The 13,206-nt window shown below is 40.1% G+C and carries 13 protein-coding genes; 9 read left to right on the top strand and 4 right to left on the bottom strand.

Annotated features, from left to right (window positions below; genetic code table 11):
* Positions 1–229: 229 nt before the first annotated feature.
* Both N0M92_RS22295 and N0M92_RS22290 read left to right on the top strand, forming a co-directional pair.
* On the top strand, positions 230–1,288 hold the full coding sequence (locus tag N0M92_RS22295) for a DUF2157 domain-containing protein (RefSeq protein WP_260287900.1): 1,059 nt from the start codon (positions 230–232) through the stop codon (positions 1,286–1,288).
* Positions 1,281–1,817 carry a GDYXXLXY domain-containing protein gene (locus tag N0M92_RS22290; RefSeq protein ID WP_260287899.1) on the top strand — a complete coding sequence of 179 codons (537 nt, stop codon included), beginning with the start codon at positions 1,281–1,283 and terminating at the stop codon, positions 1,815–1,817. The genes N0M92_RS22295 and N0M92_RS22290 overlap by 8 nt, the downstream gene beginning before the upstream one ends.
* An 85-nt stretch (positions 1,818–1,902) precedes the next feature.
* On the opposite strand, the gene N0M92_RS22285 is transcribed toward N0M92_RS22290, so the two are convergent.
* The 4 genes from N0M92_RS22285 to N0M92_RS22270 form a co-directional block, all read right to left on the bottom strand.
* Positions 1,903–2,382: a C40 family peptidase gene (locus N0M92_RS22285; protein WP_260287898.1), complete on the bottom strand. Its 480-nt coding sequence runs from the start codon at positions 2,380–2,382 to the stop codon at positions 1,903–1,905.
* Positions 2,383–2,574: 192 nt separating this feature from the next.
* Positions 2,575–2,847, bottom strand: coding sequence for a phage holin (locus N0M92_RS22280; RefSeq protein ID WP_260287897.1), 273 nt, complete (start codon positions 2,845–2,847; stop codon positions 2,575–2,577).
* 752 nt (positions 2,848–3,599) lie between these two features.
* Entirely contained in the window at positions 3,600–4,793 is a 1,194-nt protein-coding gene (locus N0M92_RS22275) for an LL-diaminopimelate aminotransferase (protein WP_260287896.1), read from the bottom strand.
* A 62-nt stretch (positions 4,794–4,855) separates the two neighbouring features.
* Positions 4,856–5,746 carry a TIGR01777 family oxidoreductase gene (locus N0M92_RS22270; protein ID WP_260287894.1) on the bottom strand — a complete coding sequence of 297 codons (891 nt, stop codon included), beginning with the start codon at positions 5,744–5,746 and terminating at the stop codon, positions 4,856–4,858.
* Positions 5,747–6,314: 568 nt separating this feature from the next.
* Between N0M92_RS22270 and N0M92_RS22265 the strand changes: the two genes are divergently transcribed.
* The 7 genes from N0M92_RS22265 (at position 6,315) to N0M92_RS22235 (ending at position 13,009) form a co-directional block, all read left to right on the top strand.
* Positions 6,315–6,725 carry a GNAT family N-acetyltransferase gene (locus N0M92_RS22265; protein WP_260287893.1) on the top strand — a complete coding sequence of 137 codons (411 nt, stop codon included), beginning with the start codon at positions 6,315–6,317 and terminating at the stop codon, positions 6,723–6,725.
* A gap of 480 nt (positions 6,726–7,205) precedes the next feature.
* Positions 7,206–7,676, top strand: coding sequence for a DinB family protein (locus tag N0M92_RS22260; RefSeq protein ID WP_260287892.1), 471 nt, complete (start codon positions 7,206–7,208; stop codon positions 7,674–7,676).
* A gap of 332 nt (positions 7,677–8,008) precedes the next feature.
* Positions 8,009–8,593: a YjgB family protein gene (locus tag N0M92_RS22255; protein ID WP_260287891.1), complete on the top strand. Its 585-nt coding sequence runs from the start codon at positions 8,009–8,011 to the stop codon at positions 8,591–8,593.
* A 188-nt stretch (positions 8,594–8,781) separates the two neighbouring features.
* Positions 8,782–10,371, top strand: a complete 1,590-nt coding sequence (locus N0M92_RS22250; protein ID WP_260287890.1) for a PHP domain-containing protein — start codon at positions 8,782–8,784, stop codon at positions 10,369–10,371.
* Positions 10,372–10,729: 358 nt separating this feature from the next.
* Complete coding sequence (locus tag N0M92_RS22245) at positions 10,730–11,554, top strand: amino acid ABC transporter substrate-binding protein (protein ID WP_260287889.1); 825 nt, start codon at positions 10,730–10,732, stop codon at positions 11,552–11,554.
* Positions 11,538–12,242: an amino acid ABC transporter permease gene (locus tag N0M92_RS22240; protein WP_260287950.1), complete on the top strand. Its 705-nt coding sequence runs from the start codon at positions 11,538–11,540 to the stop codon at positions 12,240–12,242. The genes N0M92_RS22245 and N0M92_RS22240 overlap by 17 nt, the downstream gene beginning before the upstream one ends.
* A 29-nt stretch (positions 12,243–12,271) precedes the next feature.
* Complete coding sequence (locus N0M92_RS22235) at positions 12,272–13,009, top strand: amino acid ABC transporter ATP-binding protein (protein WP_260287888.1); 738 nt, start codon at positions 12,272–12,274, stop codon at positions 13,007–13,009.
* Positions 13,010–13,206 lie beyond the last annotated feature (197 nt).

Genomic DNA, 13,206 nt, shown 5'->3' with positions numbered 1-13,206 from the left:
ACCATCACTCCTTCCAAGATTCTTTTAGTATAGTCCAATAAACAGTACTGAACACCGAACAATACATCTTATGTAAATAATTTACCACATGGTACTGTTCATTGCAAGGTACTATAAAAATTTTTTGGTCTTACATGCATTTCAATTAGGGTAGAAGGAAATTAACATTATATTCAAAGCTGCAAGAGAATACGATGTATAATAGTAAAATGTGGAAGGAGGAGTTACTTTGGCCAACAAAGAAATAACCAAAAAGCAATTCGAATTTCTTGAACATGAATTTAATTACCTTGAAAAGGAAGGAGTCATCTCCCAGCAAGAGAAAGTGAGGATGTTAGGTTCCTATGAAGTAAAAGGTAATTTGAACTTCATCACTATTCTATTATCCATTGGGGCACTTCTTTTAGGTTTAGGCGTATTGACCTTCGTAGCCAGTAACTGGATCTATTTAAGTAAAGCGGTTAAATTCCTATTTATCATTGCAGGCCTCATCGGAGTGAACTTTGCTGGCGTGAAGGTGCAGGCACGCTTGCCCAAAACGTCACGAAGTCTGCATTATGCAGGTATTCTGATTTTTGGTGCAGGGATTTTTCTAATCGAGCAGATGTTTAACATCAGCATAAATTTCAACAGTTCCTTTTTATTATGGGCGATCGGTACGATATTCATTGGTTACTATTTGAAGGATGTCTTTGTTCTCCTTTTTACATCTTTCCTGCTTTTCATTTATATTAACGGAAGTATATTCGTTGATGAAACGTCTTATCCGCTTGCCATTCTCATATTTCTACCGGCTTTATACATTGTGTTAAAGAAATTCAATTACCCTAAATATCCGGCCTTTTTCATTAACGCTTTAGCCATCAATACAATTGCCTTATTTCTTATGGAGTTCGTGCCGAAGCTGGGTTTTGAAAATTCGAATACGATTGTCCTTTCCATTCTGTTTGTATTGGGGATCGTGCTTGCCTATATTCCGGTAAGACCAAAATTACGTAACATCACACACATACAAGGGCATATCTTACATGGTATTACCGCACTCTTCCTTACCTTTGATTTTTCAATCTGGTTTCCTTTAGCTTATTTCGTTTTTCTGCTTTATCTCATTCTAAAAGGCAGTTTGACCAGCATCGTGATAATATGTGCACTGATTTTCAGATATTACATCTACTCCTTTGACTTCCTGCCAAAATCGCTTACATTCATCATTGGCGGAATCATGCTTATCGGTTTTGGTTTCTTCTTTGAAAATCAACGAAAAAAAGGAGGGGAACTCAATGAGTAATCCATCATTCCGGCCACTCATCGTATTTTCCATCCCAGTCTTGATTCTGTTAATCTTGGCGTTTCCTCCGGTCTGGACAACAATGACAGGAGATGTAATCAAGATCAAAACAGCCCCGGTCGACCCGACTGATTTGTTTAGGGGAAGCTATGTGGCTTTGAAATACGAAATTGAATCAGTTAAGCCATCACAAGTCGATGACTCGATTAAAACCTGGTTCAATACAAGAAATATGGGTGATTATAAAAGGGTATATGTACGTTTAAAACAAAACACTGATGGACTATATGTCGTCGATTACGTAACGAAAGAAAAACCCGGTAAAGGCGTTTACCTAAAAGGGGAATTGGAAATCCCCTATGACTTGCAAAATGCTGAAACCATTCAGATCAGATACGGTCTGGACAATTATTTCGCATCCGAAGAAAAGGCAAAGGAAATGGAGGAGGACGCATTGGCCAATCCTTCAGTGGCCGTCGTAAAAGTTCGTAATGGCAACGTTGTTTTAACCGATATCATCATTGAATGAATAAACCACCGGATATGACCTGCAAAAAGAGCATCGGTTTTTCGATGCTCTTTTTGCTGGACTTTTTCATATGAACATCGGATTGTTACTTAATGACTCGTTTTGCCCCTATATATTTTTCCTTCCAATACTTATCACTCATTTTGACCACCTTGACCCCTTTGGTGGTGGTCCCGACAAATGTACCATTTCCATAATAGATTCCTACAAAAGAGACCTGCCCTTTCTGACCTGTTGCATAGAAGACCAAATCGCCCGCTTTTAAATCATTTTGCTTCACGGCCTTTCCGGTTTTATACTGTTCCGCACTCGTTCTCGGAATCTTCATTTCTGTTGCGGCATTTTTATATACATACTGGGTAAGACCGCTAGCATCAAACCCTTTTGGAGTCGTCCCCCCATATTTATATTTGCTCCCAACCTGCTTCTTTGCCAAAGCGGCAACTTCATCACCATAATTGATAGAGGCTGAAGCATTAGCCGGACTGAAAATGAATGCCATCAATAATACTCCGATTAAAACTATGGCCGCAAGCCATTTTGAAACTGGTAAACTATAACTCATTCTTTTTCCTCCCCATGCTGAAAATGAACCACAATTTTAAATGTATGTTGAATTTCGGTTTTTAGACCACAATCATTTTCAGCAATTATCATCTCTGCCCAAAAAACAAATAACCAGATAACGCCGTTGTGTAGCAAGTAACGGTGTTATCTGATTTATTCCACTCTTCTATAGATGAAAGGATAGTGTCCATTACTTAGGTTTCTTGTACTGGCGGGCATTTTCACTGTCGCTTAGACCTTTAGTTGTATGATCGACCACACCGCCGACCCCAAAGAATGTAAGCGCTATGAAGTTAATGATGCCTAAAGCCCCGTTCAATGCATCATCAGTAATGGTAAAGCCTATAGGGGTAATGAAATTGTTTATGAACGCGGCAACCATCTGCGCCAATATTAAAAGCCCAGGAAGGAGTACCGTGAAAATAAACGTAGGATTCTTAAGACGCACTTTCCAGTTGATCATTGCTTTTCCCCCCCTCTCTATCATATTAAGCCCACTTCATTTAAGAGGGTTACGGACTTGCTATATATTATGCGGCTTGTCCATCTTACGTTCGGAAATTCCATTCATAATCTATCACGCTAGTTTCCCATAAACATAAAAAAGCACATCCGAGGATGGACCTTCTCTTAAACTTCAGAGTAGTTTTTTATAAACACTAGAGTGCTCCTCACTTTAACAAGTAAGTAAAAACCTACTCAGCGTGCAAGTTGATTTCTTCCTTTTAAAAATAAGCTTCTGCCTCTATAGGTAAATTGGTAGTCACAGTCCGCAAACCATTTCTATCAATCTCCCCCGGAATGGATACCTGGGGCAAGTCCTCTGCCAGCCAAAACCGTTTATACTACTGAGCCAATTTGTCCGTTTCGAACTCTCCTACCATTTGCCCCCGGTTTAAAAATATCAGGTAATCCGCAAGCCTGCGGATATCCATTTCGCAACCACAAATTGGATTTCATCTCCATATCAAATTGAATTTAACCTGATATAGGAACACCATCTTTTGAATATCAGCATGAAAAGGTATGAGAATGAACGGCGGCATATGCCCTGGATTTTTCAGGATCAGGGCATATCGGCGGGGCATTATTCCGGCAGCGTTCGCAAACTTTTTTGCCCATCATTTTAAATAAAGGAAAGGAAAGTGATTAAGCGGGAGAGAATAAAAAAAGAACGTCCGATCCGTGATCGAGCGTTCTTAAAACCTGAATATATTAAATGCTAGATTTTTCACACTCCGATTTTTCCCCCAAAAACAATTTGATCCGTTCTGCAGCTTCTTTCAATCTCTCGGCCGGCTGGACCAAGGCCATCCGGACATACCCTTCACCCTGCTTCCCAAAAGCATCGCCTGGGACGACCGTAACCCCTGCTTTTTCAATCAATGCATAGGAAAAATCACGTGATTTCCAGCCAGCAGGAATTTGGGCCCAAATAAACATGGTAGCTGAGGTTTTCGGCACATGCCATCCCCCTTCCGCAAGACCTGATATCAAGGCATCACGCCGGGACTGGTATTCCTTAACCTGTTCTGATAGCAGCGAAAGATTGGAGGTTAGCGCCATCTCGGCAGCTTTTTGGATTGGATAAAAAACCCCATAATCGATGTGTGATTTCAACGTTCCCAGTATGTTCAGCGCCTCTCGATTGCCTACCGCATACCCGATGCGGCAGCCCGCCATATTAAAAGTTTTGGAAAGTGAGTTAAATTCAATCCCCACTTCCTTGGCACCAGGAATGGACATAAAACTAATTTGCGGATGATCATCAAAAATCAACTCTGAATAAGCAAAATCGTGAACCACCATGATCTCGTTCTTTTTCGCAAACGATATCACTTCCGAAAAGAAAGCTTCATCAGCAAGGGCGGTGACAGGATTTCCCGGATAACTGATGATCATCATTTTGGTCTTTTTCACTATTTCATCAGGAATAACGTTGAGCTGCGGCAGGAATCCATTTGCGGCAGTAAGCGGCATCGGATGAATGATTCCGCCGGCAAGCTCTACACTCGCTTCATAAATTGGATATCCTGGATCTGGCACCAGTACATAATCTCCAGGGTTTATCATCGCCGTTGCCAAGTGTGCAAGACCATCCTGCGATCCCATCAGTTGGAGGACTTCCCTTTCTGCTTCCAGCTCCACTCCATAACGCATCCGATAAAAATAACGGACTGCCTCATTGAATTCAGGCGTACCTTTTAACGTATACCCGTAAGAATTGGGATCCTGCACATATTTCACAAGCGTATCCACTACAAAATCAGGCGGTGGTAAATCCGGACTTCCCACACTCAAATCGATAACATCCACCCCTCGTTTCATTGCATCCTGCTTACGGGTCGCCAACTCTGAAAATATTCCTGTTGTGAATCTTCCGACTTTTTCAGATGGAGTCATATTCATTCTACGATTCCCCTCTCTTAATGATTTTCTATCTATCATTATAGCAATCAATCTCGAATATTTTAAGAATTCATCAGTATCTGTTCCAGAGCCTCATCAAGATGAAGGAATTTAAATGCATACCCCGCCTTTTCCAACCTCTCAGGTATGACCCACCGGCTTTTTAATATCAATTCCGTTTCGGTCCCCATAAAGAAAGCCCCCATTTCAAGCATGGGTGTTGGACATGGCAATCCTATCCTAATATTCATGAGCTTTCTCAAATGAGCCATCAGTTCACGATTTGTAACTGGATGAGGCGATGAACAATTGAACACCCCGCTCAACTCCTGATTCTTTCTCAGAAAAAGGACAATGTTAAATAAATCTTCTATATGTATCCAACTGAATTTCTGATTTCCCGATCCTTGATGGCCTCCCAGTCCGAATTTAACCAAATTCCTATATGGGGTCATCACTCCCCCATCGCCCAATACAATGGCAATCCGTAAAGCAATTTGTCTCGTTTTGGGTAATCGGAAATCGAAAAATGAGCGCTCCCAGGCTTTCGCAACATCTACAGAAAAGCCTGAACCAATTACACCATCCCCCTCCGTCATTGCTTTATCTTCAGCATGCCTGTATATCGTTGCCGTACTTGAATTTATCCATAATGAAGGAGGATTTTCACATTGTTCAATCGCCTTACCCAGCACTTCAGTCGTATCAGTTCGTGAATCCAATATTTCTTTCTTATTCTTGGCATTGTAGCGGCAATTGACCGTTTTTCCTGCTAGATTGATTAGCATATCCGAATTATCGATCGTTTCCCTTATTCCTTCTTTATCTTCCCAGCCAGTATGCGGGGTTTGCCTGGAGATGATCCTTACTTCATATCCCAAATTCCTGAAATGCTTTTCAAAGTATTGACCGACAAAACCAGTCCCGCCAGCTAAAACCACTTTCTTCAGCATATAACCAACCCGCTTTCTTTTAGAGTGAATAGGCCGAGCTATAACCAGTTCCAACTTTTTTGTGAATTACTTCACAAGTATATCACCTAATTACATTAATTGGTATTACGAATAAATTACATACGCGTGCAACAATTGGTGAACTTGTCCAAGCAAAAAGGAATATTACACATAAATTAGTAATGTGGAAATTTATAAAACAAAGGGGATGAATTCAGTGTCAAACAAAAGACTAAGAAGAACTGGCGGTTCCGGAAGTGAAAATAGCCGTAGGTCAGCCATGAGAAGAATCTTAAATAATTTTTTAAACAATAATACAGGTACTTCTATCAAGGAACCTACTTCCATCATACAACCCACTTCTAACAAGAAGGTTAAATTTAAAAGGGGTTAAGAGATTGCTTTTTTGAGATTAAGATGGAATTCATTTGGAATTATTCTAAAGGAATTCCATCTTAATAAAACATTATTACTTATTTCAAATATTTTTATTATTTTTCCACATGTACAAGCTATATATTTCTGGTGAATAACTGTTATATCTAATAGAGCTAAAGGAGAAATCATGATGTATTTTCGAGAATGGAAACCTAAAAAAGATATCAAGAAATTAACGGATATTACGGTAAGTAATTTTCAGGTTTCGCCTAATAAAGTGAATGAAATATTGCAAAAGGCACATAAGGTACTCGTAGTTTGTAATGATAAAGGTAAAGTAGTGGGGTTTCTTTGTTATAATCTTTACTTAAATAAAGTGGCTCATATTAATTATGTAGTACTTGACAAGAAATATAGAGGAAAAGGAATTCTGCAATCCCTTTTACCCGAATTAGTAACTTATGTGAGAAAAAAGGGGATTCTTGTAGTGTCCGGTTTTGTGAACAAAAACAACCCAGAAGCATTACAAAAGTTTAAAGCCCTTGGATTTAAACCGGTTTTAATTTATCATGATGACATTCTAATTCAATCCTTAATTTAAAAAAGTCCTCCTGCCACCTATTAGAATCTTGTAATACAGAGCACATCTAATACGAATCATTCATCTGTTTCCCCCTTCTTAACTGGACTTCTCTGTCTCATACTAACCCTAACAAGGGGTACTAAGGTTTTACGGATATATGAACCATGTATCCCCACGAAAAGGAACAACTAGGGAATGAAATCGCCTGGGAATTCTACACGAATTCATAGGCATTTCCCCTGTATTTTTTAAAATCCTGGTCCTTGATTTAATCCCTCTCCAGGCTGCTTCTATTTTAGAGCTCCCATATAAAAGGCAACCAGGAAAATAAACTGGTCCTGATTGAATTAAACAGGAGTGATTCTTTACATATAGAAGGATACGCAAGGATTTACACTTGAACAGATCATTAAATTTTCTGTATTTTCAAAATTACCCCATATTCTCAGCATCCATTCGTGTATAGTTGAAATATACCTGCTAAAAGGGGAGATAATTATGAAATCGATAGAACTAATCATCTTAAATCTGGAAGAGGTCAGAAGAAGAAACATTAAACTATGGACATCAATACCTAAAAGCACACTCCATTGGCAACCGGACGACAAAGGAATGAGCTGTTTAGAAATGGTTAGACATGTCCTTGATAGTGAGCATTACTATCATTTATCCATTAAAAATCAAGGTAGCCTACAAGTTTATGAATCACCATTTGAAAAACAGCCACTTACCTCTGTTGAAGCGGAATTGAACTTTGCCGAACCATACAGGCGTGACTTTTTGGAAACAATCATGTCCTTCAGCGAGGATGACTTATCCAATATTAAAATCGACCGCTCCGATATGGGATATATCAGGGGCTTAGGAGACATGTTGTTAAGAATCGCTTATCATGAGTCTGTACATACTGGTCAATTATTAGACTACTTAAGAACTGCTGGAGTTCCAAGAATTAACGTTTGGGATTAACCACATCATTTACAAAGGGGGTTTCATCATGGTGAAGCACCCTTTTATTTTTGACTGCATAAACATCCCCTATTGACCTATAACCTGAATTCAAAGATGCTTTGTCATAGTCAAATCTATGATTTTTTATATATTCTCTAAATGTGGAAGAAAAGCGGTCCTATATTTTTACATGATGAAACCTCCGGGGAGCGGGTTTCAAATAGTCTCCTTAGCAGACAACCCAACCATATTTCATGATGCAACACCATTTTCAAACATTCCAATCGATTACCAAGAAAATGTTTCATGCTAGGAAATTGTGGAAAAGTAATGATAAGGAGGGATAAGAAATGATGTTATCAAAAAAAACAGCGGCCAGAATGGTTAGCTCCGTTATTCTAACCGGTTCTCTATTAGGGGCAGGTGCATCGTTTTCAACAGAACCGGTTGAGGCTGCATCCACAATGGATTCCGCTTCTGCCACAGCTAAGGAACATGCTCTTACCACCTTACATGAAATCTACAACAAAGCTTTTTCAGGAGAAATGCCTTATACTGCCATGGGTTTGAAAATTAATGAAAACACCCAAAAAGAAGTATATGATACATTTGGTTCTCCCCCTGAACCAGGTAACACAGGAACTTTTGACTATTACCATGCAGAAATGGGGCATCCGGGATTTGCATTTGCCTATAACGATGACAAGACCATCTCGCAAATCCGATATTTTGGGACAAATGTAGAACGGGAACATAATCTAGGAAGCATCACACCAAAAGTTTTAGGAAAACAACTTGGCAGTGCTGACGAAATACGCCATATTTCCAGTACGAATGAAATCAACTACATTTACAAGACAGGAAATTATGAACTGCAATTCATTGTCGGTGAAGATCAAACTGTAGATCATATCAATCTACTACAAGCTAAATAATATTTACGGCAAAATAGTCGTTACAGGTTGTAGAGAACGAAAATTTTCTCTACAATCTTTTTTGTTTCGAGCCCCTCCCCTTCTTCCCTTTCAATTTCCAAACCACTGTTACCAGAATGGTCATTCCATTTACAAAAACCATACCCACCCCAAACGGATTTATTCAATATATGGAGGTTGTCGGTAAGATGATTAATAAGTTCAGGGCTTTCACAGTATCGTTTCTAAGCATAGCCATCCTTTTTCAGGGTCTACCGGTCGCGGGTGCTGCAAAAGATGCAAAAGACAATCCTACAAATCCGGGAGGCAGATGGATGAAGGGGGAATATCATGCCCATACCACTCAGTCAGATGATGCCGAAGGATCACAGAGCCTTGAAAGCTTGCTAAATAACGCATTTGATAAGTATGGCATGGATTGGATGGGAATTTCCGACCACTTAAGGATGTCTTCAAGAGATGATCAGGGACAATTGATTCCAGGCGGGCCGATACTGCTGTCTGAAGGAATCATTCAATATCAAGCCCCGAAAATGAAACAATTGCAAAAAGAGGGCAAGTTTAAAAATAAAGTCATCTTTTCAGGCTTCGAATGGGATATGCCTACATACGAGCATGTCGGCATAGGCATTTTGGGAGATCAGCCGGGCTCACCTAAAAGTCTGAAAGCCGGCAATCAGTTCGAATATCTGTTCACCAACCAGGATGAAAAGATGTTTGATTCTAAGGATGTAGCCGTTTGGAAAGAACAGGATCAAAGAGCCAATAAGACATCCGGGGATGCCCGAACAGCATTGGCATGGCTTGAGAAAAATTATAAGCATACAAGTTATGCCATATTGAACCACCCATCAAGAAAAAGGGTGTACAACATATCTGATTTTCGTGACTTCAACAATATCGCCCCGGATGTCATGTTCGGATTTGAAGGTATGCCAGGTAACCAGATGGAGCCAGATAGAGGCGGTTTAAATCTGACAACACCGGAAAACCGGACCTATGGCGGATCCGATTACATGCTTGCTAAGGTAGGAGGTGCATGGGATGCGCTTCTTGGGGAAGGTCGTAAGTTCTGGAATTTTTCCAATTCGGACTCCCATTTCGAAATCAGTGAAAATCGCCTATACTCCAGCGGTTACTGGCCAGGAGAATATTCCAAGAATTATACATGGGTAAATGGCTCATCAATAATATCCATCCTTGACGGCATGCGATCTGGGAAATCCTTCTCCGTTTTTGGTGACTTGATCGATGCCCTTAATTTCCAAGCTGAAAACGGGAACAACGCGGTTGATATGGGCGGGGACCTTAAGGTAAAGGAGGGTCAGATGGTCAAGATCACCATCCGATTTAAGAGCCCCCAAAAGAACAACAACGGGGACCCCGTCAAAGTGGATCACGTGGACCTAATTTCGGGGGAAGTAACCGGGAAAGCAGTTCCTGGAACACCTGCTTATAATAAAGCCACCAATGATACGACAAAAGTGGTTAAACGCTTTACAAGTAAAGACTGGAAAACTGATCGCGATGGTTTTCATACCATCACTTACAAAGTCAAAGCGAATAAGGATCAATATTTCCGTTTGCGAGGCACGAACCTAGGGGAAAATGTCTCTGGAGAAACGATGGACGGGGAACCGCTGATCGATAAAAAGACTGAAATCGAGGATAACGAAACGCGTTTTTCGGAAATAAACAAACGTAACTATAAAGACCTTTGGTTCTATTCGAACCCTCTATTCGTCAGCGTAAAGGATAGGAATCATGATAAACACTAAGCTCAAAACAATCTTGCAATAGTTCTCGATGGCCCCAAAAATCCCTTTTCCACTTAGCTGATAATCACGTGGATGAGGGGCTTTTTGTCTCCTTGGATTCTTAATGATCCCTTCCTTTTCTCTTAAAATCCTTCCCATTCCAAGGGCCGATGTCGCCGCCGTTCTTGCCCAATCAGTCACAGAGGAAAAAACATAATCTTTCTTTTAGTATTATTTCACTTCAATGCGCGAAAATCCGTATAATTCACCAAGTTTCATTAACACTAATGGTGTAAGTTATTTTCATTGACTTTTTTCCTTTTCTTGTATAGTATCACAGAGTATCAATCCCTATCAGATTACTAGGAGGTTTACCAAAATGAAAAAAATGGTTGCACTTTTATCGCTATTGTTAGCTTTCACGGTCGTACTTACCGCTTGTGGTACCAATACCAAAAATGAGGCAAACGATACCGACAATAAATCTTCATCACAAGAAAGTCTATATGATAAAGTCAAAAAAGAAGGCGTATTAACTGTTGGAACTGAAGGTACATACCCTCCTTTCACATTCCACGATGATTCAGATAAACTAACGGGGTTTGATGTTGAAATTGCTAAAGAAGTGGCAAAACGCCTTGGAGTGAAAGCTGAATTCAAGGAAACACAATGGGACGGCATGTTTGCAGGCTTGGATGCTAAACGTTTTGATATGATCGCAAACCAAGTGGGCATCGATGAAGACCGTCAAAAGAAATATGATTTCTCTGACCCATATATTCAATCAGGGGCCGTATTGCTTGTACACAAAGATAATTCGGATATTAAATCATTCGATGATTTGAAAGGCAAGACCTCTGCACAATCTTTAACGAGTAATTACAATGATCTAGCCAAATCACATGGTGCTGAAGTTACAGGCATTGAAGGATTTTCTCAAGCCGTACAGCTTATTGGCTCTAAACGTGTAGATGCCACGATCAATGACAAATTATCGTACCTTGATTATAAAAAGCAACATCCGGATGCACCTATCAAAGTCGCTGATGAGGAAGAAAGCGGAGTCGCCAGTGGTTTAATGTTCAGAAAAGACAGCGGCAAATTAGTGGAAGAAGTAAATAAAGCACTTAAAGCAATGAAAGACGACGGCACGTACGCGAAAATCTCGGATAAATGGTTTGGCGAAGATGTTTCTCCTAAGTAATATTTTCACCGACCCCGAGCGTATGAACCAGCTTGTTTCCATCGCTCAAACCTCCCTCTATCCAATGATAGAGGGAGCTATTCAATATACGATTCCACTAACATTGATTACATTCGTTCTCGGCCTTGTTCTCGCTGTACTCACAGCATTGGCTAGATTATCTTCCATGAGAATTCTTCAAATAATTGCGCGTGTATATGTGTCAATCATCCGCGGGACACCTTTACTTGTGCAATTATTTATCATTTTCTATGGACTTCCAAATTTAGGTGTAACCATCGATCCTTTCATATCGGCTATTATAGGATTCTCTTTAAATGTAGGAGCATATGCTTCGGAAATTATACGAGCAGCCATTTTATCGATACCAAAAGGGCAATGGGAAGCAGGCTATTCAATCGGGATGACATATACCCAAGCTTTAAAGCGCATCATTTTGCCGCAAGCAGCCCGGGTATCCATCCCCCCATTATCCAATACGTTCATTAGCCTTTTAAAAGATACATCGCTTGCATCACTCATTCTTGTAACGGAATTATTCCGTAAAGCCCAGGAAATCGCTGCAAAAAACTATGAATTTCTACTACTATACATAGAGGCAGCTGTTTTATATTGGATTTTGTGTACCATTCTATCTTTCATTCAAGGAAGTTTAGAGGACAGACTTAATCGTTATGTAGCAAAATAAGAACCGCAGTAGTTAAAGGAGATTTTAAAATGATCAACATTAAGAATCTTCATAAATCATTTGGTGACCTTGACGTATTAAAGGGCATCGATTTGGAAGTGGAGCAAGGTAAAGTCATTGTATTGATCGGTCCTTCGGGTTCAGGTAAAACAACCTTTCTTCGGTGTTTGAATCTCCTTGAAGTACCCACGGACGGGACGATTGAAATCGATGAAACCGTAATGGACTTCAAAAAGCCCGTTAAAAAAAATTCAATTACATCTTTTCGCAGTTTGACAGGGATGGTTTTCCAAAGCTATAACCTCTTCCCCCATAAAACAGCATTGGAAAATGTAATGGAAGGCCCCATCATTGTAAAAAATATAGCCAAACATCAAGCGAAAGAAACGGCTGCTGCCTTGCTTACAAAAGTGGGCTTAGGTGAAAAAATCGATTTTTATCCATTTCAATTGTCCGGCGGACAGCAGCAACGAGTCGGAATTGCTAGGGCCCTGGCTATGGAGCCTAAAGTCATGCTATTCGATGAACCCACGTCGGCTTTAGACCCCGAACTAGTCGGAGACGTGCTACAAGTCATGAAAGACCTGGCGAAAGAAGAAGGAATGACAATGATCGTGGTTACCCATGAAATGCGTTTCGCCCGTGAAGTCGCCGACGAAGTCATTTTCATGGATGAAGGAAAAATAATGGAGCGGGGAACACCCGAGCAAATTTTCACAAATCCTAAAGAAGCGCGTACACGTAAATTCCTCAATATGATTCAATAAAAAACGGTGCTATTCAAGCACCGCTCACGACTCCCCCCATTTTTGGAAATGGGGGTTTTGCATGTCATTAAACTGATATGAACGAAACTGTCAACCCACCACACCCAAATGTTTTTAAATGGTGTTTCATTCAGCTATGAATAGAGTTATTCCTTGTTCAACTTATAAACCAAATATCCTTTCGGATTTAGCTTGTC

The sequence above is a fragment of the Peribacillus aracenensis genome, assembly GCF_025175645.1.
Classification (GTDB): Bacteria; Bacillota; Bacilli; order Bacillales; family DSM-1321; genus Peribacillus; species Peribacillus aracenensis.
Note: the sequence above shows the minus strand (reverse complement) of the source record. Positions and strands in the feature narration are given on the sequence as shown.